The following is a 20,949-nucleotide window of genomic DNA, read 5'->3' as shown; positions in this document are numbered from 1 at the left end:
TTCTGTACATTTAATTCATGCGAAGCTTCCGACCTGGTAAGACGCTTATCGCCCTTTTCACAGCCTTCGCGATGAGCGCCACTGTCTTCTCCCCGCCCGACGCCACAGCCCAGACGACAAGTCAGTGGGTGCCCGATCAGCATGAGGAGCTGTTCGAGCAGCGGGATGAGCTCTCATTCTCAAAGGGTGGCGCTGAGTACTTTTGCCAGGTTGCCCACATCGCGGATGGGCGTGTGTATACCGACGCGCTTTGCGGCGAAGGGCATTCCCTGTACTACCGCGACTCCGAGGGCTCCATACACTACTTCGAGGACAGGCAGACCGATTTTTCTCGCAACAAAGATCTCTTCCTGAATCGCTTCGCTTCCTACGCGATCCCGGACTCGCTGCTTCCACAAGTCGGTGAGTCAGCTGAGCCAGTTCTCGGTTCGTACCTCTCGGCCGGGAATACCGTGACCGTTCACGGCCCACGGGAAGACTACGATGCAACGATTGAGAACACCACCGATGGTTTCCTGGCGATTACGCTTCCGAGCCATGCGTATTTGACACATGGCGCCCCAGTTTCAGTCGGCGGCCGCTACCTCGGGATGTATGAGAGCGTCTTTAGCAACGACGACCACAGACAGGGACTCGTCCTCCTCGCAGACCCAGAAGTTCCTCCGACAAGCGAACCGAACAAAGTGTCGTTACTCCTCGAGCGTGAATCCATGCTGTCATATGCTCCGGGCGAAGTAAGCACGATTAACCAAGGTGACAAAATTTTTAACAACGGTCATCGTTGCACCGTCGGATACATCGATAAGCCCAACAGCCGTATTTTCTTAGCTGGTCACTGCAGCGATGGCGGCCCTCTCTACTTCACCGACACACAAAACAGGAACTATTACCTGGGCGCGATGGTGACTGAGTTCGACTTCGAGGGAAGTCTCACCAACAGCACCATGAGCAAAGACTGGGGCTATATCGATATCCCAGAAAACCGCTCGGCATTGCTCGGGGAGAATCGCTACTCCTCCGACAGCGTTCTGTTGCCGTCAATGCTCCGGGTCGGTCAGATGGTGTACGGCTTCGGTCAAACAACCGGCCACGTGATGCAGAACTACGTCATGGGCGTGATTAATAACGTCATCCTCCTCACACAACAAAGCCCGATGCATGAGGGAGATTCCGGTGGGCCGAACTGGGTCATTGATGAAGACGGCAAGCGTCACTTTATCGGCGTGAACTCCGGAAACGAACGAGTAAACGAAGGCGAGGCCGAGCGGTATGGGATAGCTGTCGGATGGGAAGAAACTCCAACTAGCGACGAGTACGTCAACTACTCGGGCCTCGCGATGCAACAGTGGGACGCATACCAAAAGGCACAGAAAGAGGCCGAGCAACCCGTTCCAGTCAACCAGGGCGACACCGTGGGTCTCGACGACAATGACCGCGACCTCTTCCTCGACCAGGAGTGCACAGCGAAATACATCGATCACGTCCACCAGCGGATCTACACCAGCCCCGCGTGCACCGGGCCGGGCGGGGCGCGCGGAGTTTCTACGACATACGGGTGGCCCAAGCACTGGGCACTGGCCGAAATCGGTAGCTTCTATGATGCGCAGCTCCCCTACATCCAGGCCCCAAATGGCACACGGTTGGGCGAAAACCCTGGTGCTCCTGGAGCGCTCCTATCGACCGGCCAGGTACACCTGGGTGACGCAGCTAGCGTTGACTGGCGTTCATTGACGGTGGCAGGCACAGTCGGCGACGCGATCCTACTTCTCCCCTATGGCGATTTCGCTCCAGAGATCAACACACCAGTTACCATCGGCGACAACGTTGCCGGCCTTGTTTCCGGGATCTACTACGACGAGAACGGCAACGTGAAAGGCATTGAAGTTCAGAGCCTTCTCGAGACTAATCCGATTGAGCTTCCAGAGGGCTGGCAGGAAAACCTTCTCTACGAATACGCGAAGGCAACTGACAAGACCGCTCCCGTGGTTGAGGACGTCGAAAAGAAAGAATTCGACTCCGATGCCGAGATTGAACCCTTCGAATTCACCATCACGGACGAGTACAACGAGCTGACCGTCGAGGTAACCGACCTGCCAGAAGGTCTGTATGCGGACATTCAGTACGACGAACCACGGCTCCGCGCCACCGTCACTGTTCGAGGGACACCGACGAAGCCTGGTTGGCAATACGCGAATGTAACAGCGCGAGATGCCCTCGGGAACGGGACCTCACGCAACCTCGAATTCTGGATTGCCGACGCCACTGCGCCCGTCATCGATACCACTCCGTTGATCTTGGAGGCCGGCGAGTACGCCGACCTTGAGATTCCAGTAACCGACAACAGCGGCTATTCCCCCAACGTGACAGTCAGCGCTCTCCCCGATGACCTCACGTCATATGAGGGACACATTCACGGGCAGACCAACGCAGTCGGAACGCACGACATCTACGTAACCGCCACGGACCCCGCTGGCAATACTGCAACGGAAACAGTTCAGCTCGAGGTGCGCGACACGAAGAAGCCGACCATCAACGTGCGGAGCAACGCTCGCTGGGAAGCCAATTCGGAATTCAATGACTCCATCAGCATTGAGGTTGACGACGCAACACCTGTCGACGTACGCGTCGAGGGTCTTCCCCGCGGACTTTTCTATGACGAAAGCAACAGAGCCATCGATGGCGTCACCGACGCGGTTGGTACGCATTCCGTCACCGTCATCGCTACCGATGCCGGCGGCAATACGTCCGAAGCTGGGCTCGAATTGATTGTGGAAGACACCACCTCCCCAACAGTGCAAAACGCTGAGTTTTCGTCCGAAGTCGGTTCACCGTTTTCGTATGTTGTTAATGCAACAGACAGCGTGGAACTAAAGCGGGTTACCGTTTCGGGCCTCCCTCACGGCCTGCGCTTCGACGAAAACTCTCGCACAATCAGCGGTACTCCTTCATCGCTTGGATACTTCCAAGCTTTTGTCACAGCTTCTGATAGGGCTGGAAATACTGGAGACGGTGTCATCGAATTCCGCGTGGTGGACACCGTCTTGCCTCGCATCTTGGTTGACCACAACCCGCCTGCGGCAACTAAGTTCGACCTGCCGATCCGAGTCGAGGACGCAACCAAGACCGCGTTGTCCGTGACCGGCCTGCCAGCCGGACTGCGACATAAAGGGAACCGGATTGTTGGTTCGACCAAAGATTCGGGCACACACCGTGTAGTCATCACCGCCACGGATGAAGCCGGCAATCAAGCTTCCGAGACGATCACCCTTTCAGTGCCGAAGCCTCGCCCAGCCAAGACGACAGCTCCCGCAGCTCCGTCAACGCAAACAAAGGTCCCGGCAAGACCATCTAAGACGACGGTGCCCTCGACGTCAGCTACGTCAGCCCCGCAGAAGCCGAAGGGGACGACCCCAGCTGCCGAGTCTCCGCGTCAAACTTCGGTCCCAGCCAAGCCGTCCGACGAGGCAACAACGCCTACAGCCCCGTCCGAAACAACTCCGGCGGCTAGCACGCAGTCCGAGCCCCCAACTGAAGAAGGTGGCAGCGCCTCCGGTTCCTCGAAAGGCGGAATCGCAGCACTGGTAATCCTGGGTATCATCGCGTTGGTTGGTGGCGTCGTCGCTACGAACCCTCAGCTGATGAAGCAGATTCAGTCAATGCTGCCGTAGGAAGATGCACCGACGTGCTTAGACTGTGGGACGGTCCCAGTCCCACGTCGGTGCAATCTCATCCGCAAACGAATCCACACCCCACCCATCCAACTCAATCTCGGCAGCATCATCGCGATACCCCACCCGACCAGGCTCACACACCCACTGCTCACCACTGGCAAACCGGAAATACAACACAGGTCCCGGCTTGACCACCCGAATAAACCCATCCGTGACCAACGAATGACACCTCGAGCACAACGGCACCAAATTCTCTACATCCGTCGCACCACCTTCAGCCCAATCCCTAATATGATGCATCTGCAAAAACCTGGTATGCCCACACCCCGGCACCGCACACTTATGCCCCCACATCCCCAACAACACCTGCACCTGCTTGCTACTTGCCAAACGGCGTTTGCGCCCAAACCTAATCACCTGCCCCTGGGCGTCATAGAGCACACCCATCAAATCTGCATGATCTACCAAGTTGGCAAGCCGTGTGGCAGGCGCCGCCATGTGATTCGGCAAAAATGCTCGCCCATCTGATGTCATATGCACCATCACCTGTGCCGCCGGCGCCATCGTGGCGTGTGTGGCGGCCCCGGTGCGCACCATGTGCACCATCCCCATGAGTGATTGCAGCATTAATCGTGCCGGTGGCAGCCCGAAGGTCGAGCGCATCATCTGCGCATCCGCCTCATCCATCGCGTTGTCATCCGCATAGGCGTGTGCTCCTGCGCGCAGGGCTGCTTGAAAGGCCACACCGTCGGTCGCGTTCATGCAAAACCAGCCGCGTAGGTATTGGCCGTCTTCGCGGATGGTCAGCCCGCAGTGTGCACCAGCATCCTCGGGCTGTTTGTCGGTGGGGGTTGCGCCTGCCAGGGCGTGTACGAGGCCTTGGTAGCCAGATTCGGCGGCTATCTCTACGAGTTCGTGTTGGTTTGCCTCGGTGGCGTAGTCGAGCATGTAGCGCACACTGGTGTAGTCGATGCTTCCTTGTCGCAGCGCGTCGAGGATGGTGGGAAAGCTTGTGAGTTTGCGTGCGACGGCGGCGTATTCGTAGGCACGGGTGCGTTTCATTTTTAGCACTCTGGCAAGCCATGCCCCGGTTGAGGCACACCCGTAGGCTTCGGCGAGGTTGTGGGTGTCGAATTCGGCGATCGCAGTGAGTATTTCTGCGTGTGAGTATGCGAACAGGCGTGCGCTTTCTACGATGGTGTTGATGATGGTGTCGGCGTCGATGGTGGTGTGCATGGTTCCCCCTGGTGTTTTGGTTGTTGTTTAGTATACGTGTTCGAATAGTGGTGTCAAGAGGTTTATTCAAATATTTGTTGGTGGGTGTCCGCGCGGCGGACAGTGCGCGGGGTGCTTTGCGACGCCACTTTCGAGCACGGGTGTGTGGGTGGGTGTCCGCGCGGCGGACACCTTGATGCAATCGTTGGGGTCTTGAGCTGAACTCGCTCTGTCCGCGCCGCGGAATGCTACTGGAGTCGACTAAAGCTTCGTTGGAGTCCGCGCGGCGGACTGTGCGGGAGGTTGGGTTGTAACAACGGATAGATTGTCCGCCCCGCGGAATGCGGGAATCGTCCGTACAAATCACGAAGCGGTGTCCGCGCCGCGGAAACCTTACTTATTGAGAGGTGGGTTGAGCCAAGCTTCGCCAGCTGTTTGTCCGTCCCGCGGACACCCTCATCAAACAATCAGCAGGCCGCAACCGGCAGCTGATCCAGTCGGCCGCGGAGCTGTTCTGCAACGGCGTTGGCCATGGCTTGGCCGGTTTGGTAACTGCCGTCGGCGGGGACAACGACCAAAGCCAAAGCAACGTCCTGCTCTACGGAATTTGACACGAGTCCCATCTGGCGCACTTCGTATCCACCAGTCTCCGAGGGCCCCCACCCGCCTTTGAACCGCGCATTGGGAAGCTGGCCGAGGCCGTAGTCCTGCCCGGGCACGATTTGCCCCATCAACTCAAGGACGGGGTCGGCGTCGCTCAGGCAGCTCAGATTGGACATGAAGGTGGACTCCTCGGCGGCGGTGAGCATGGTTTGGCCGAAGGTTGAGAACTCGGGCCGGATGCGTTCGGTGTTGATGGTTTTTGGTACGCCACCCTCGGCCAAGACGGTATCGCCGGCGCCGGGTGGCAGGGCGTTCCAGAGTTGCAGCGCGGCGTCGTTGTCTGAGGCGGTGATCGCGGCGGGTGCTGCGAGCTGCGCGGTGTCGGGCGCCACGCGGTACGCGGCAACTGCGAGGGGGACTTTGATGGTTGACCAGGCAGGCATCGCTGGGTCGTCGCTGCTGCCGACCCCGCCCGCGGCGACTGCGACGGTGCCTCCGAACTGGTTGGCAACAGCATCAGCGATGGCGGAAAGCAGCTTATCGACGTCCTCTTCGCCCACCGGTTCGTCAACTGGTGCAGGCGGCTGAGCGTTCGGGTGCGTTGTCGTTGAGGTGACGGTGATGGTCGGCGGGGCGTCGTTAGTGGGTGTCCCGCAGGCCCCGAGGGCGGTCACGGCGAGGAGGGCGCAGCATGCTCGTTTCACCTCCACCACCCTAGTGCCCCGGGCACGAAAAAACCCGCACACGAGGTGCGGGTTTTCACGAGTGCTGAATTAGCCCTGACGAGCCTTGAAGCGTGGCTCCTTCTTGTTCAGGACGTAAACCTTGCCACGGCGGCGCACAACCTGGGCGCCCGGCTTGTTCTTCAGCGACCGAAGCGACTTGCGGACCTTCATCGGGCGCTCCTTTCTAATCGAGGATCTTCATCTTCGTGCGACCACTGGAAACAGTCTGGTCGCGACACGTCGCGTTATATTACCCCATCACGTGGGGAAACCAAAACGCCGGTGCTACTTGGTGTAGCGTTGCTCCATTTCCGACGCCACTTCGTCCAGACTCCGGTTCATTGTTTCGGGGACGAAGTAGCGGACGAATCCTGCTGCAAGGATGCCACAGATGATGAAGATGGAGAAGGTGGCGGTGGCGGAGAGGGCGTCGACAAGTGGGAGGAAGAACTGGGCGACGATCCAGTTCATGACCCACAGTGCAAGCCCTGCGAGGCCCATGCCGGCGCCGCGGATTTGTGGCGGGACCAGCTCAGAGATAAGCAGCCAGGTCGTGGGCGAAACTGCTGCTTGCTGCGACGCAATGAACAGCGCCATGCAGGCGAGTGAGACCCACGCGAGTGCGGCGTTGTTTTCCGCGGCACGGTACGTGAGCGTGAGCGCGAAGAGGAAGATGACGTTGCCGCTCAGGCCGATGAGCAGTAGTCGTTTGCGGCCGATCCTGTCGATGACCTGCAGTCCGACCCAGCACGCGACGACGGAGACGAGCCCGATCACCATAGAGGTGTAGACGGCGTTTTCGGTGGAGAGGCCGACTTTGTTCATCATCGTTGGCGCGAAGTAGACGATGGCGTTCACGCCCGTGACCTGCTGCGTGATGCCGAGCAGCGCGGCGATCAGCACGGTCATGCGTAGCCACCGAACGTTGCGTAGGCGTGCCCACTCGCCGCCGCGCTGGGCGCGAAGCTCGGCGTCTTCGGTGGTTTCGAGGGTGAGTTCTTCGCGGGTCATGCCGACGCGGTCGCCGATGGTGAGGGCTGCGTCGATACGCTGGTGGCGGGCGAGCCACAGGGGTGTTTCAGGCAGGAATGCCATGCCGACGGCCAGCGCGGCTCCGGGCACTGCGGCGAGTCCAAGCATCAGCTGCCAGCTGCCGGTGGACGCAAGCACCGAGTTCACGGAGTACGCGAGCAGCTGCCCCACCACAATCATCAGCGTGTTCAGTGACACCATCTTGCCGCGCACCCGGGCGGGCACCATCTCCGAGATGTACATCGGCGCCACGATAGACACTCCGCCGACGCCGACCCCTAAGAACGTTCGGGCCGCCGCGAGTGCTTCCACCGACCCCGCAAGCGCGCACCACAGCGAGCCCGCGATGAACACGAGGCCGCCCATTATTAAGGTGCGTTTGCGGCCGAGCCTGTCCGCGATCGCTCCGCCGCTGAGCGCGCCGACCGCGGCACCGACGAGCAACATCGAGGTCACAAGCCCTTCTTGCCCTGGGGTGAGCTGGAATTCGGGGGTGATGTAGAGCAGCGCGCCGCTCATCACGCCGGTGTCGTAGCCGAAGAGCAGCCCGCCCAGCGCGGCGACGCCCGCAACTTTCCGGACGTAGCTTCGTTGGGCAGTGGTGAGTTGTTGCATGCATACCAATATGCACCGTGGGTACGCTGGTTCCTATGTCTCGGCCAGATTCACCGCAAGTTAGCAGCAAACAGCAAGAGATCATCGACACGCTCGGGGTCCAACCTTCGATTGATCCCGCGCGAGAAATTGAGCGCCGCGTCGCATTCCTCTGTGACTACGCCCGCTCCGCCTCCTCAGCAGGTTTCGTGCTCGGCATTTCCGGGGGCCAGGACTCGACGCTCGCAGGTCGCCTCGCGCAGATCGCTGTCGAGCGGCTGCGGGACTCGGGTGTCGACGCCCACTTCCTCGCCGTCCGCCTCCCCCACGGTGTCCAAGTCGACGAGGACGACGCCCAGTTGGCGCTCCGCTTCATCGAACCGGATGAGACGGTGACCGTCGACATCGCACCTGCAACGAAAGCGCTCAGCGACGAGGCCGCTGACGCGTTGGGGGCGCCCCTCAGCGACTTCAACAAGGGCAACGTGAAGGCCCGACTTCGGATGGTGGCGCAGTACGCGCTTGCTGGCGAGCGCAACCTCCTGGTCATCGGCACTGACCACGCGGCGGAAAACGTCACCGGTTTCTTCACCAAGTTCGGCGATGGCGCCGCCGACCTCACCCCCCTCGCCGGCCTCAACAAACGCCAAGGCGCAGCTCTCCTCCGCGAGCTCGGCGCCGACCCTCGCCTCTGGGAGAAAGTCCCCACCGCCGACCTGGAAGAGGACCGCCCGGCCTTGCCCGATGAAGAAGCGCTCGGCGTGACCTACCAGCACATCGACGATTACCTCGAAGGCAAAACCGTTCCGTCCGCGGCGGCGGAACGCATCGAGCACCTGTGGCGCATCGGCCAGCACAAACGACACCTGCCGCCAGGGCCAGATTCCTCCTGGTGGAAGGCTTAGCCCGTCACGTCTAACGTCGCTTGCGCGGCGTTGGCAAGCTCCCCCGCGTACGCCGGGCCGTGCGTCAACGCGTGCACGGCCAACGGGTGAAGCTGGTGAATCGGGATGCGCCGACGCCAGTCCTCCCCCAGGCTTGCCCGCGACTCGTAGCCCGCAAGGATATCTTCCAAAAACGGCGCGCCGAACAACGCCAGCATGGCGATGTCCGTCAACGGGTGCCCACCGTGTGCCGCCGGGTCGATGAACCTCGGGCCGGACTCGTCGAAAAGCAGGTTGCCCGCCCAAAGATCCCCATGGATACGCGCCAGCGGGGCGTCCTCGTCCCCCTCAACAAGCGCAGCGCAGGCGCGTTCCACGAGCTCTAGCTGCTGCTTCGAAATATTTCCCGCCACATGTGCGCTCCTAGCGAACGGCAGCACGCGCTGCTCTGTATAAAACTTCGCCCACCGCTGCTCCGGCACGCAGTCCTGCTCAACCCGGCCGATGAAGTTCGGGCCATCCCAACCGGTCGGCGGCACACCGAAGGCTTCCGCGCCCATCGCGTGAATCTTCGCCAGCTCCTCCCCAGCCCGGCGCGCTGCGTCGCGGGTGGGACGCACGGTTTCGACGCGTTCTATCCGTAGCGTCCGCTGCTCCTCGTCCACGCCGCAGACCTCCACGACTGCCTCGCTGCCCTCGCGCAGCCAGCGCAGGCCGGCGGCCTCGCTGCTCGCCTGGCCCGGCGCGGTACAACGCTTACTGAAATCGTTCATGGTGACCCTCCAATGCAAGCAAGAATCGCTTCATGTCTTCCCCACCACGGTAGCGCCCGAGGTGGCCGTCGCTACGCACGACCCGGTGACACGGAATGAGCAGCGGCAGCGGGTTGCGCGCGCACGCAGTGCCGACGGCACGCACCGCCCCCGGATTATCGACGTCCACAGCAAGCTCCTTGTACGTTATCGTCTCACCGAACGGCACGTGTTGGAGCGCGCCCAGCACCTTCATCCGAAACGGCGGGAGGCCCTCAAGGTCGAGCGGGACATCGAAAGACGTTCGCGCCCCGGCGAAGTATTCCTCGAGCTGCCCGCGGACGGCACCAATCGGTCCGGGGCGCGCGCCTGTGGCGTGGATTACCTCAGCGGGGTCGTCCGTCGGCAACGCGATCCGGCGTACTCCGCGCGGCGAAACGACGATTGTCAAGGGGCCTACCTGCGTCTCGACGGTAGCGAATGATGTTTCACACATGGCACCAGTACTAGCACCTTGCTATGGTGCCAGCCATGACCACCTACATTCCCCCACCCGACTACACGGCGATCACGGTCCCGGAGGACCACGACGGTCGGCGGATACACAAGTTCCTCGCCAGCTACACCACGTGCCCGGCGACCATGCTGTTCAAGCTCGCACGCAAGGGGGCGCTGCGGGTCAACCAGAAACGAATCAAGCAGGATTACCGCGTCCGAGCTGGGGACGTGATCACGTTGCCGGGTGAGTTCTGTCAGGAAACGAAGAGGGCGTCGAAAAGCAAAAACCACGGGTTTGAAGTGTTGTGGGAGGGGCCGACGACACTGGTAGTAAATAAGCCGGCGGGGGTGCCGGTGCATGCGGGAACCGGGACGCGGCGGGGCGTTATCGAGCGCATCCGCGACGTATACCCCGACGCTGAGCTTGCGCACCGCATCGATAAGGAGACGTCCGGGGCGCTGCTGATCGCGCTCAACCATGCAGAGCTGCGCCACCTGCAGCGAGCCTTCCGCGAGCAGAACGTGATCCGCATCTACCGCGCAGTCGTGGAGGGACGCTGGGCGGGTACACGCGACGTAAAGGCCCCGATCGCGCGAACACCGAAAACCATGGTCGTACGTGCCGACGGCGACGACGCCCACACACGATTCCGCCGCGTGGAAAACCGCGGGCCGAACACGCTCGTCGAGGCCGAGCTCATTACTGGACGACGCCACCAAATCCGCGTACACGCCGCCCACGAAGGCCACCCCATCGTCGGCGACCGCGCGTACGGCTCGCGCACGGGCGCGCAGCGCATGTTCCTGCACGCGTACCAGCTGGAGTTCACGCTGCGCAACGGCGAGCACGTCGCAGTGACGGCGCCGGTCCGGGAACACAAAGACCGCAGGTCTTAAGCAACCTGCGGTCTTTTCTGTGGAGCTAACGGGATTCGAACCCGTGACCCCCACACTGCCAGTGTGGTGCGCTACCAACTGCGCCATAGCCCCGCGCACGCTAAAACACGCGTAGGTGCCAGCTTATACCGTGCGTTTAATGTGAGGCAAATGCATACAGAGGACCTTCCCGCTCTCCTGAGGAAACAGCCTCTCCTTCAAGCGAGCGGGAACAAATCACTCAAATTGGTACAGCGTGAAAACTACCTAGGTTGCCATCTCTAGGCAGTTCAATGCATCACAAACTACGCAACCACCGATCGATTTGGTCCTTCAGTGGGGGCACTGTGGCAAGGATGCCCAGTGCGATCAGCAGGAGCCCGGTAAAGACCACTCCACACACGGCTGCACCAGTGCTGCTCCCATTGTCTCCCTTACTACTTTGGCTGGAAGAATTGCTGGAGCATATTCCACGTGACTCGGAACTTGAATTACTGCTCGAGTCAGGCTTAGCGCTCGTGGTTGGCGTCGGCTTGGCAGACGTGGTTGGTGTGGCAGACGCACTCGGTGACGGCACTGCCTTTGTAGAACTCTCCACGCTCGTGCTTGGCTCCGGCTTGGCAGACGTGGTTGGTGTGGCAGACGCACTCGGTGACGGCACTGCCTTTGTAGAACTCTTCACCGTCGTCGTCGGCTCCGGCTTCACCGCCGTCGGCTCCGGCTTCACCGCCGTCGGCTCCGGTTTCACGGTCGCGCTCGGCTTCACGCTTGGCTCCGGCTTCGCAGTCGTGCTCGGCTCCGACTTTGTAGACGTGGTTGGCTTGACAGACGTGCTCGGTGACGGCACTGCCTTTGTAGAACTCTTCACCGTCGTCGTCGGCTCCGGCTTCACCACCGTCGGCTCCGGTTTCACGGTCGCGCTCGGCTTCACGCTTGGCTCCGGCTTCGCAGTCGTGCTCGGCTTCACGCTTGGCTCCGGCTCCGCAGTCGTGCTCGGCTCCGACTTTGTAGACGTGGTTGGCTTGACACGGACCGCAAGGCGAACCCGGACAAGAACGTGGACTGGGTCTCTCTGACCGCTACCGGTGCCCGCGCATACCAGGACTGTATCGAGGAGTTGCGCTCGATTGCGGAGTCGGGCAGTCGGGTACCCTGAGGTGCATGACATTTCCCTCCCCAACTACTGATTCGTTCGCGCTGATTACCGGCGCTTCACAGGGCATCGGTGAGGCAGTTGCGCGCCAACTTGCTGCTGCTGGATATAACGTACTGCTGGTGGCGCGTCGAGAAGCGGTGCTGATGCAGCTTGCCGAAGAGCTGGCGCATGCGCACGGTATCAACGCCGAAGTCTTCGCGGCAGACCTGTCCAAGGAGCGCGACGTGAGCGCGCTGCTGGACTACATCGGGCAGAAGAAGATCACCATCTGCGTGAACTCCGCTGGCATCGCTTCGTTCGGACCGTTTATGAAGCAGGACTGGAACTACGAGACGGACCAGTTCAACCTCAACGCCACGGCGGTGTTCCGCATCACGAAGGCGGTGCTCGACCAAATGGTGCCGCGCGGCGCGGGCGCGCTGTGCAACGTCGGCTCGGCAGCGGGCAACACGCCGATCCCGAACAATGCCACGTACGTGTTTACAAAGGCGGGCGTCAATACGTTTACGGAGGCCCTGCACTATGAGCTCAAGGACAGCGGCGTACACTGCACTCTGCTCGCGCCGGGGCCGGTGCGAGAGGCAGAAGTTCCTGAGGAGGAGCAGTCGATCGTGGACAAGGTCGTGCCGGACTTCCTCTGGACCACGTACGAGTCCTGCGCGAAAGACACCATCAGCGCGATGCGTAGCAACAAGCGCCGCGTGGTGCCGGGCCCGCTTTCCAAGGTGATGGATTTCGTATCGACGTACGCTCCGCGCGGCGCCCTCGCCCCGATCATGGGGCGGTTCTACGCAAAGATGGGAGAAGAATAGATGGATGTCCCTGCAAAAAACGACCGCATCGTGTGGGTCGACCTGGAGATGACGGGCCTAGACACGTCCCGCCACGTCATCGTGGAGGTCGCAGCGCTCGTCACTGATGCCCAGCTTGAGATTCTCGACGAAGGCCTGGACCTGGTCGTCCACGCCACCGAGGATGAGCTCGCCGAAATGGACGACTTCGTGCTGAACATGCACACCGAAAACGGGCTTCTCGACGAGATCCGCTCCTCCTCAGTGTCCATCAAGGAGGCCGAGGACGCCGTCCTCGCGCTGATTGCAAAGCACTGCGACCCGGAACACCCGGCGCCGCTTGCGGGCAACTCCATCGCCACCGACCGATCCTTCATCCGGGAGCAGATGCCGCGTCTCGACGCCGCCCTGCACTACCGCATGATCGATGTCTCCACCATCAAGGAGCTCTCACGCCGCTGGTTCCCGCGCGCCTACTACAACCAGCCCGAGAAAGGTCTGGCGCACCGCGCGCTCGCCGACATCGTGGAATCCATCCAGGAGCTCGACTACTACCGCCGTTCCGTGTTCACGCCGGACCCAGGCCCGGATTCCGAGCAAGCTGTCGACGCCGCAGCCGCCGCACACGCCCACTACCAGCGGTTTTTGCAATCCTAGGCTTTCATTGTAAAGTAGTTCCCGCTGTTGAAAAACAGCGATGGTGGCTGTAGTTCAGCTGGTAGAGCACCAGGTTGTGATCCTGGGTGTCGCGGGTTCGAGCCCCGTCAGCCACCCCGAGAGTGCCCCGTGACCTGTACAAATAGGTTGCGGGGCACATTGCTTTCTTCGGCTTAAGGGACATTTTGTGTGTAAACACGGCGTGTCGCGATAAGGGACATTTTGTGTGTAACTAACTGCGTCCGTCCCACCCTTTTCTCACACCTACGCCGGGGTTCCACTGACTATCAATGCCGGTATCGAATTCTTTCGACCGCCCATCCAGGACACCGCGCACGCAAGCTCACCTCTCGCCCCAAGCTGTATGCCAGCTCGCTCAAGGACATGCCTAGAAGCCGCTCTTACCGTTAAACGGTATAGGGGCTGTTGTAGGTACACGGAGGGTGGCAATACCCAGCCCTGCCCTCGACGTGGTCGGAATTGTGCACGTCAAGGGCTTTGTTCGTCTCCCTGACCGTATGCGACCGCCCAACGCGCAGGCGGGCTGGTTCTTGCCCCCTAGAGCCCTCGATCTTGCTGGGGTCGCTGCGCTACCCGCAGACTCCATACCACACACCTGGCGTCATTCGGTGTTGATTTCTGAAAACAGGCGAATGGAACTGTTTGGGAAACCATATCGGGTTGTTAGGCGAGGTCATCCCGGGAAACCGGATAGATTTATACACACATAATGTCCCTTAAGCCCTTTCTTCGGCAGGTACGTTAAGCCAAGAATTGTTCCCGGAGCTTTCGATGAGCGGGGAGCGTTCTTCATGGACAGGCGTCGCGACCTGGGAAAACACATGTACTAGTCGACCGAAATGGGCCTGAAACCCAAAAAGTTCCCGGGCTCCCCTCGTACCGTTGAACTTGTGAACTCCCCAGGTCACCCGGTGTAACACCGGGTAGGAAGGACACACAGCAATGACGGTAGTCATACCTCCCACCAACCGCGCATCAGAGGAGTTCACCACAGAACAAAAACGCGAAATCATCATGACCTACGCGCAGATACCCTACGGAGGCAAAAAGAAAATACCTCGCAAAAATCGGCATCACCTACAAAGTCTTAAACCGGTGGAACAAACAATTCATCGCAGGTGATATCGACACAGGACTTACCCCAAGGAAGAATGTGCGTATGGATTCCTCTGACGTCAACGAGATCCGCCGCCTGAAGGATCTGACGAAGTCCCTTGAACAACGAGTAGCCGAACTTGAAGGCGCACTCGAAGAAAAAGACAAACAACTCAGCATTAAAGACGAACAAAATGCTGCACATGCTAGACCGGTGGATTCCTTGGGAAAAGCCATCGCCATCATGCAAAAATATACCGACAAGTAATGCGTGGTGGCCGACGTTTAACCGGGGATGAAAAACACGACTACGAGGCGTTTATCGCCGCAGAAAACAGCATCGTTGATGCGTTAGTTGCTGCCAAGTACACGCTGAAAGCCGCGTTGGAAATTGTCGGGTTATCCAAATCAAGCTGGCATTACCGGCATCACCCACGTCGGCGTAAACGCGACGATGGTAGTGCTTGTCATGTCAGCCCGAAGCAGTTAACTGCTGCGCAGCGCAAGACGGTTGCCTCACTGCTTGTTGCTGGCAAACGCAAGCAGCATAGTGTTGCCAGGATCTTTTTCGATCACCTTGATGGCGATGGTGAGATGGTGGCAAGTCTTCGGACCTTCTACCGGGTGCATGCTCAACTGCGTGCACAAAACCCGATTGCCTATGTGCCGACCCCGCGACATAGCACGCGTGGTGTGCCTGTTGTTGCAGCAAGTAAGCCTGGTCAGGTGTTGTGCTGGGATATTACTTGGTTGCCAGCATCGTTTATGTCGAAGGGGTTTCACCTGTATACGGTGTTGGATTTGTTTTCGCGAAAGATTGTTGGCTGGACCATCCAGCCGCGTCAGATTAAATCGGTTGCCACAGACTTAATCAAGGCTGTTATCAAAGATCAGCGATTGCATGGTCATGATGTGCGGGTTGTTCATACTGATAATGGTGGTGTGATGACGTCGCATTCGATGCGCACGATGCTGGATGAAAACGGTGTGGAACTCTCGCTGATCAGGCCGAATGTTTCAAACGATAACCCGTATGAGGAGTCATCACATCGCACCTTGAAGCATCATCGTTACGCGTTGGAGTCCTACCGTGATATCGCTCAAGCAGAGCAGGTGGTTGCCAGGATTATTGAGGCGTACAACCACCGGGATCGTCACAGTGGGTTGAACTATTACACGCCTGATGAGGTGTATACGGGTAAGTGGAAACAGATCCTTGCACACCGCCGTGCGAAGGAGCAGCGGTACTATCAGGCGCACCCGACTCAGCGCCCGGCGGTATCAGCCTATAAGGCCCCACCGCAGTTGGTGGGGATTAATATAGGGCGTGATCTTGCCGTTTACCAGCGGGTATAGTAAGTTTTATTCGAACGAGTTGGCGGGGGTTCACAACTCAACGGCGGGCGGCGCAGTGGTGATTTTCGCCTTACTACCCATGAAGATAGTTGGAAGGAAGTTGAGTGATATTCATGACTGGTTCAAGTTATCGATCAAGAGTATTTGGATATAATTTTAGTCGGATCGTACTTATCTTCGCAGTACTCTTATTGTGTGTCTACTTCTTGACCAGAAGAGATCAAACCGCCTTTATCACATGCGGTCTTTTAGTGTCTCTGGCAATTTTCTTTAATGTCGGGGTGTTGCTGAATGATGAAATCCTTCGGATTTCAGTTCTTGGCATTCCAGTTAGCAACGTTCGTTTGGAATCTCTGAAGGGGGCGGAGATCCTTCCCTCGGGCCCCATACTCGAATCCCAAACGTTTGGGGTTCACTTCCTGGATGGCACTATTTCATTCCATGCCGGTTCTGCAAATATCCTCCTACACCGCAATATCGGAAGACCCATTCGCTTGACGGTTAAAGACCCAGAGGAATTTTTACACCTCCTAGCGGAGAACTCCGCTATTCGACCCGCTTCTCACAGTTAAGCCCCCGGTGCCGACACAACTGGCAACCAAAAGCATACCTCGAAGAGCTACTCACTCAAGCATCACCCGATCTGACGCGTCAGATGCTCGGTGATTTCATCAACCAAATTCTATCTTCCCAAGACGATACTGTCGGCAGCGCTGACTACGGCACCACCAGCGACAACCGCGTCAACCACCGCAACGGCTACCGCCACCGACTACTGGATACACGGGTCAGCACCGTCGATGTGGCTATCCCGAAACTACGCCACGGTTCCTTCTTGTCTGACTGGCTGTTAGAACGACGAACCTGTAGCGAACGTACCATGTAGATAAGCCTCTGGGCACTAAAGTACTCAGAGGTACTATGCAGTTGGTATGGACTGCGGAAGCTGCATTGACTGTCAGTAGCGCGAATACGAGGAGTAAAACATGGTAGACAATTGGAACATAACGTCTTTTGCCTATTACATGAATTCGCTTTTAAAGCGGTATTTTGCTCAAGAAAACCTCATTTCTTCCGGAGCTGTCGAGCTACGGGCAGCTTGGAGAACGGCTCAGTACGTCTACTGCGTATTCTCAGTAATGTCCACGAAAGGACTTGCGTATGTTGGCATGGAAATGCCCCCAATACCGAGTACTGGGGGAGTCTCATCGGAAGAAGATACTGCTGTCAAGGCCTGGGCAGATCAGCTTGCCGGTGATCCATTCGCCGGGGATTTAGACTACGGTTGCGGAGATAAAATAAAATGGCTCGGAACCGTTAGCGACAACACGCCTCAACGCTTTATAGAATTGAGGAGAGCGAAGGCAGACAAAAAGATGGGCACAGAGCTTTATATTCCACGAACCGGCCACGGTTAATCATTTACCCCCTGCCTCACCGCGCCTATTTTAATCTATGTTTTTCTCCATATTGAACCACTGGGGAACCACGTCGCTGCCATCATTGGACTCACGTAGCGGGAACATTGTCTTCACTCCACGTGGCTCTAGTCCTCCAGGGACCCACACTGTAGTTTCTATTACTGCTCGAAGTTCAAATGATCTTCCAGTTCCAACCTTTTTCTATCATTAGTGCGGACAGCCTCATAGATAGGAGTTTCATAGATACGGTCGGTACCTTCCATCCTCGCTTCGCAGAGCCCTTTAAAGTACTTGTTTATCGTATATAGGTTCCAAATTCCGTGCTTATGCCTGATCTTGCCATAGCCCCAAGGACCCCCTTTTCCCCTTTTAGCATCCGGGGTGTACCAACCGCGTCGTAGTACCACAGGGGTCCCGCACCTGTCCCGAGTAGACAGCACCACGTCATCAGTGTAGTCATTACCTCCAGCGATTCCGCTGCCTTGTAGGGTAGGTGCATCTTGTTCGAGTCCTGCTCGGGAACTTTTTCTAACAGACCGACTTAAGCGTTCGGGTCCTTTGAACCGCCGGAGCGCTGCTCCCAGTCCAGGTTCCAGTAGCCAAGGCCGTCGTAGCCGTTGAGGGTGCCACCGTTCGTATTCTTCACAACGACCGGGTCGCCCCGCTTCACGGTCTCTTGGAACCACTGCGCGTCCGCATACGTAGCGTTGACGCAGCCGTGCGACTGGTTCGTGGCCCCCATCGCCCATACCGCCCACGGTGCGGAGTGGACGTAGATGCCCGAGTAGGACAGCTGGGTGGCGTAGTCGACCGGGGTGACGTAGCCGCCCTGCCCCAGCCCGAGGCCGAAGGTGCGGGAGTCCATCACGAGTGAGGTGTGCTCGTCACCGACGACGTAGGTGCCGTTCGGAGTGTCGTACTGGAAGTCGGTACCCAGCGATACCGGGAACGAGCGGATCTGCTCACCATTTTGGTAGACGCGCAGCACCTTTTCGTTGTTGTCGATGACTGTCTTCACCTCGTCCCCAATTTCGAAGGTGGTCTCGTTATCCTGCGCGCCGTAGACGCCGCCGCCGAGGTCCTTGCCGTAGAGGTCGGCCGTCACCTTCACCGTGGTGCCTGGCTCCCAGAACTCCTTCGGGCGCCAGCGCAGCTCGTATGGGTCCAGCCAGAAGAAGCCGCCCTCGGTGTCGTTCGAGGTCTCAACGTCGATGAGCTCCTCAAGCGCCTTCGTGTCCTGGATGGGGACGTCGAAACGGAACGTGATTGCTTGCGCAACACCAACAGTCGATCCCTCAAGCGGGCCCATGTAGACGTTCGTAGTTGCCGCTGGGACGACCGTGGAAAAGCTCACGGTCTTCTTCTGGCCAGCCTTATCCTTCGCCACGATGGTGTAGTAGCGGCCGTACCCAAGCGGTTCGGTGACCTCCCACTCGGTGCGGTCATCATTGAAGGACGATTCGATAACCTTGCCTGCCTCGTTGGTCATCTCGACTTCTTCGAGCCCGGCTTCGGACTTCACCGTAATCGGGTCGAGGGGTTCGACGTCTGTCGCCTCGTCCTTCACCGAAAACGCCGGGGGCTCTGGTTTGACGGTCGTCTGACCAGTGGTTTCCGCCACCTGGTTGATGCCTTTGCCCGCCTCCGACGAGCACCCAACTACACCCGCCGCCAACACAGCGACAAGGCCAACACCAATGAGAGACCGCCGCATGCTTGTCACGTTTCTCGCTTCCTCACAACACCCGAAGTTTTAGCAACCAACAACACTATCGCCCCAGCACAACGAAACGCTACTTTACAACGACCCGAAACGATAACCGTTCCATAACGATCGAAAATAACCACCTTGACCAGGCGATTTTACACCTTGCAAACCTTAGTGTTACTGTATTCAACGTTGCCAACGAGGACAGCCTCCAAGACAACAAGCGCCATTAGCTCAATTGGCAGAGCAACTGACTCTTAATCAGTGGGTTCGGGGTTCGATTCCCTGATGGCGCACCACCTTAACCCCCTGACCAGCGGGAACAGTACCGCAGGCCAGGGGCTTTTTCGTATCTTAACCCAAATCCCCCATAAATTCCCCCATACTTTGAAACGCCCCGAGCAGGCGCGCCACCGGCTAGGCTATCGGCATGACTGTCGCTTGCATCCTTGTTGATATCCAAAATGACTTCTGCCCCGGCGGTTCCCTCGGCACCGCGAAGGGTGATCTCGTCGCCGAAGGCGTGCACACACTGCTCGAAGAACACAGAGACGACTACGACTTCGTGCTCGCCACGCAGGACTGGCACATCGACCCTGGCACCCACTTCTCGCAGGACCCGGATTTTGTGGATACGTGGCCAGTCCACTGCGTTGCTGACACCGATGGCGCACAGCTGCGCGCGCCGCTGGCGTCGATAAGTATTGACAAGTACTTCCGGAAGGGGCACTACACCGCTGCTTATTCCGGGTTTGAGGGCGTCACTGACGGCGATGTACTGCTCGGCGATTGGCTGCGCGAGCACGGCGTCACTGCCATTGATGTGTGCGGCATCGCTACGGACCACTGCGTGCGCGCCACGGTGCTTGATGCCCGCAAGGAGGGTTTCGACGTCCGCGTCCTCGCCGACCTGTGCTCCCCCGTCGACGAGGAGCGTGGGCAGGCCGCACTGCGTGAGATGGAAGCGGCAGGTGCGACGATCGTCGCCAAGTAACAGAAAACCCCGCTCCTCCAACGTGGAGGGCGGGGCACTCTTCTGCGCGTTTTAGCGCTGAGAGAGCAGCTCCTGCAGCTTCTTCAGCTCGCTCTTGCGCTTGCGGCTGTTAAACACCTTGATGCCAACAAGTGCTGCGACACCAACGCCGATACCAATCAGGACCTTCTGGACGGTCTCATCCTGCAGCCAGTTAGCAGCTTCGCTCTTCGCGCTGTCTGCAAGGTTGGATGGCTGAGCGCGGTCTGCGAGCTCATCGAGGGTGCTAGCGAGCTTCGAGCGGGTCTCTGCAAGGCTGCGCTCAATGTCATGAATATCTCGTGCCACGATCTACATACTCCTAGATGTGTTAACTATTTACAGAACTTCCAACCAATCTAGTGTAAAACGGGGAATTATGACTGACAACATTCGACTCGAACAAGGCGACACCGCCCCCGCATTCACCCTGACCAGCGACAAAGGCGAAACCGTTTCGCTTGCAGACTTCGCCGGCAAGCGCGTTATTGTCTACTTCTACCCACGCGCCAACACCCCGGGCTGCACCAAGGAAGCTTGCGACTTCACCGAGCACCTCGAAGTGTTTAACGACGCCAACATCGCTGTCGTCGGCATCAGCCCCGACAAGCCAGAAAAGCTGGCGAAGTTCCGCGAAGACCACGATCTGAAGATCACCCTGCTTTCCGATCCGTCCAAGGAAACCATGACCGCCTACGGCGCATTCGGCGAGAAGAACAACTACGGCCGCATCGTGCAGGGCGTCATCCGCTCCACCATTCTCGTTGGCGCCGACGGCAAGGTTGAGCAGGCACAGTACAACGTTCGTGCAACCGGCCACGTCGAGCGCATCCTGCGCGACTGGGACCTGAATGCAACCACCGGCGCATAAGATGATATCTT

Annotated in this window: 19 protein-coding genes, 3 tRNA genes and 1 pseudogene; 14 read left to right on the top strand and 9 right to left on the bottom strand. The window is 58.8% G+C overall.

Annotated features, from left to right (window positions below):
* Positions 1–17: 17 nt before the first annotated feature.
* On the top strand, positions 18–3,668 hold the full coding sequence (locus ACXIUA_RS02340) for a putative Ig domain-containing protein (RefSeq protein WP_457976002.1): 3,651 nt from the start codon (positions 18–20) through the stop codon (positions 3,666–3,668).
* A gap of 18 nt (positions 3,669–3,686) precedes the next feature.
* Here ACXIUA_RS02340 and ACXIUA_RS02335 read toward each other — a convergent pair whose 3' ends face one another.
* From ACXIUA_RS02335 to ACXIUA_RS02320, 4 genes are all read right to left on the bottom strand, one after another.
* On the bottom strand, positions 3,687–4,907 hold the full coding sequence (locus ACXIUA_RS02335; protein WP_457976001.1) for an HNH endonuclease signature motif containing protein: 1,221 nt from the start codon (positions 4,905–4,907) through the stop codon (positions 3,687–3,689).
* A gap of 446 nt (positions 4,908–5,353) precedes the next feature.
* Positions 5,354–6,193 (bottom strand): serine hydrolase, encoded by an 840-nt coding sequence (locus tag ACXIUA_RS02330; RefSeq protein ID WP_256022263.1) that lies wholly within the window; start codon positions 6,191–6,193, stop codon positions 5,354–5,356.
* A gap of 69 nt (positions 6,194–6,262) precedes the next feature.
* Positions 6,263–6,385 carry a type B 50S ribosomal protein L36 gene (gene ykgO / locus ACXIUA_RS02325; protein WP_018020497.1) on the bottom strand — a complete coding sequence of 41 codons (123 nt, stop codon included), beginning with the start codon at positions 6,383–6,385 and terminating at the stop codon, positions 6,263–6,265.
* A gap of 114 nt (positions 6,386–6,499) precedes the next feature.
* Positions 6,500–7,861 carry a sugar porter family MFS transporter gene (locus ACXIUA_RS02320; RefSeq protein ID WP_256022265.1) on the bottom strand — a complete coding sequence of 454 codons (1,362 nt, stop codon included), beginning with the start codon at positions 7,859–7,861 and terminating at the stop codon, positions 6,500–6,502.
* A gap of 35 nt (positions 7,862–7,896) precedes the next feature.
* Here ACXIUA_RS02320 and nadE point away from each other — a divergent pair, with 35 nt between their 5' ends.
* Positions 7,897–8,745, top strand: coding sequence for an ammonia-dependent NAD(+) synthetase (gene nadE, locus ACXIUA_RS02315; protein ID WP_457976000.1), 849 nt, complete (start codon positions 7,897–7,899; stop codon positions 8,743–8,745).
* Here nadE and ACXIUA_RS02310 read toward each other — a convergent pair.
* Positions 8,742–9,497: a fructosamine kinase family protein gene (locus ACXIUA_RS02310; RefSeq protein ID WP_457975999.1), complete on the bottom strand. Its 756-nt coding sequence runs from the start codon at positions 9,495–9,497 to the stop codon at positions 8,742–8,744. The genes nadE and ACXIUA_RS02310 overlap by 4 nt on opposite strands.
* Positions 9,481–9,972 (bottom strand): methylated-DNA--[protein]-cysteine S-methyltransferase, encoded by a 492-nt coding sequence (locus ACXIUA_RS02305; protein ID WP_457975997.1) that lies wholly within the window; start codon positions 9,970–9,972, stop codon positions 9,481–9,483. The genes ACXIUA_RS02310 and ACXIUA_RS02305 overlap by 17 nt, the downstream gene beginning before the upstream one ends.
* 35 nt (positions 9,973–10,007) lie before the next feature.
* Between ACXIUA_RS02305 and ACXIUA_RS02300 the strand changes: the two genes are divergently transcribed.
* Positions 10,008–10,871 (top strand): RluA family pseudouridine synthase, encoded by an 864-nt coding sequence (locus ACXIUA_RS02300; protein WP_457975996.1) that lies wholly within the window; start codon positions 10,008–10,010, stop codon positions 10,869–10,871.
* A 20-nt stretch (positions 10,872–10,891) separates the two neighbouring features.
* Here the strand turns inward: ACXIUA_RS02300 and ACXIUA_RS02295 are convergent.
* Positions 10,892–10,964, bottom strand: a tRNA-Ala gene (locus tag ACXIUA_RS02295).
* 341 nt (positions 10,965–11,305) lie between these two features.
* On the opposite strand from ACXIUA_RS02295, the gene ACXIUA_RS02290 reads away from it, so the two are divergent.
* The 8 genes and pseudogenes from ACXIUA_RS02290 (at position 11,306) to ACXIUA_RS02255 (ending at position 17,344) form a co-directional block, all read left to right on the top strand.
* Positions 11,306–11,926, top strand: coding sequence for a hypothetical protein (locus ACXIUA_RS02290; RefSeq protein WP_457975995.1), 621 nt, complete (start codon positions 11,306–11,308; stop codon positions 11,924–11,926).
* A gap of 85 nt (positions 11,927–12,011) precedes the next feature.
* Positions 12,012–12,818: a mycolate reductase gene (cmrA, locus tag ACXIUA_RS02285; protein ID WP_457975994.1), complete on the top strand. Its 807-nt coding sequence runs from the start codon at positions 12,012–12,014 to the stop codon at positions 12,816–12,818.
* Positions 12,819–13,454: an oligoribonuclease gene (gene orn / locus ACXIUA_RS02280; protein ID WP_457975993.1), complete on the top strand. Its 636-nt coding sequence runs from the start codon at positions 12,819–12,821 to the stop codon at positions 13,452–13,454.
* Between the two features lie 43 nt (positions 13,455–13,497).
* A tRNA-His gene (locus ACXIUA_RS02275) sits at positions 13,498–13,570 on the top strand.
* Between the two features lie 1,064 nt (positions 13,571–14,634).
* Positions 14,635–14,838: a hypothetical protein gene (locus ACXIUA_RS02270; RefSeq protein ID WP_457975992.1), complete on the top strand. Its 204-nt coding sequence runs from the start codon at positions 14,635–14,637 to the stop codon at positions 14,836–14,838.
* Entirely contained in the window at positions 14,838–15,926 is a 1,089-nt protein-coding gene (locus ACXIUA_RS02265) for a DDE-type integrase/transposase/recombinase (protein ID WP_457975991.1), read from the top strand. Before ACXIUA_RS02270 ends, ACXIUA_RS02265 begins: the two co-directional genes overlap by 1 nt.
* Positions 15,927–16,524: 598 nt before the next feature.
* Positions 16,525–16,809, top strand: a pseudogene (locus ACXIUA_RS02260) (transposase); the annotation flags it as partial.
* Positions 16,810–16,912: 103 nt separating this feature from the next.
* The gene (locus tag ACXIUA_RS02255; protein WP_311475575.1) at positions 16,913–17,344 is read left to right on the top strand and encodes a hypothetical protein; all 432 of its coding nucleotides are present in this window, start codon (positions 16,913–16,915) and stop codon (positions 17,342–17,344) included.
* 544 nt (positions 17,345–17,888) lie between these two features.
* Here ACXIUA_RS02255 and ACXIUA_RS02250 read toward each other — a convergent pair.
* Positions 17,889–19,061 (bottom strand): L,D-transpeptidase, encoded by a 1,173-nt coding sequence (locus ACXIUA_RS02250; protein ID WP_457975990.1) that lies wholly within the window; start codon positions 19,059–19,061, stop codon positions 17,889–17,891.
* A gap of 217 nt (positions 19,062–19,278) precedes the next feature.
* Between ACXIUA_RS02250 and ACXIUA_RS02245 the strand changes: the two genes are divergently transcribed.
* Together ACXIUA_RS02245 and ACXIUA_RS02240 are read left to right on the top strand one after the other, a co-directional pair.
* Positions 19,279–19,354, top strand: a tRNA-Lys gene (locus ACXIUA_RS02245).
* A 131-nt stretch (positions 19,355–19,485) separates the two neighbouring features.
* Positions 19,486–20,049 carry an isochorismatase family protein gene (locus ACXIUA_RS02240; RefSeq protein ID WP_256007926.1) on the top strand — a complete coding sequence of 188 codons (564 nt, stop codon included), beginning with the start codon at positions 19,486–19,488 and terminating at the stop codon, positions 20,047–20,049.
* Between the two features lie 51 nt (positions 20,050–20,100).
* Here ACXIUA_RS02240 and ACXIUA_RS02235 read toward each other — a convergent pair whose 3' ends face one another.
* Positions 20,101–20,376: a DUF3618 domain-containing protein gene (locus ACXIUA_RS02235; protein WP_070361996.1), complete on the bottom strand. Its 276-nt coding sequence runs from the start codon at positions 20,374–20,376 to the stop codon at positions 20,101–20,103.
* Positions 20,377–20,446: 70 nt separating this feature from the next.
* Between ACXIUA_RS02235 and bcp the strand changes: the two genes are divergently transcribed.
* A complete protein-coding gene (bcp, locus tag ACXIUA_RS02230; protein WP_070975250.1) occupies positions 20,447–20,938 on the top strand; it encodes a thioredoxin-dependent thiol peroxidase in 492 nt (163 codons plus the stop codon).
* Positions 20,939–20,949 lie beyond the last annotated feature (11 nt).

It is taken from the genome of Corynebacterium sp. UMB8791, assembly GCF_054166365.1.
This window is presented reverse-complemented; position numbering and strand designations above follow the sequence as displayed.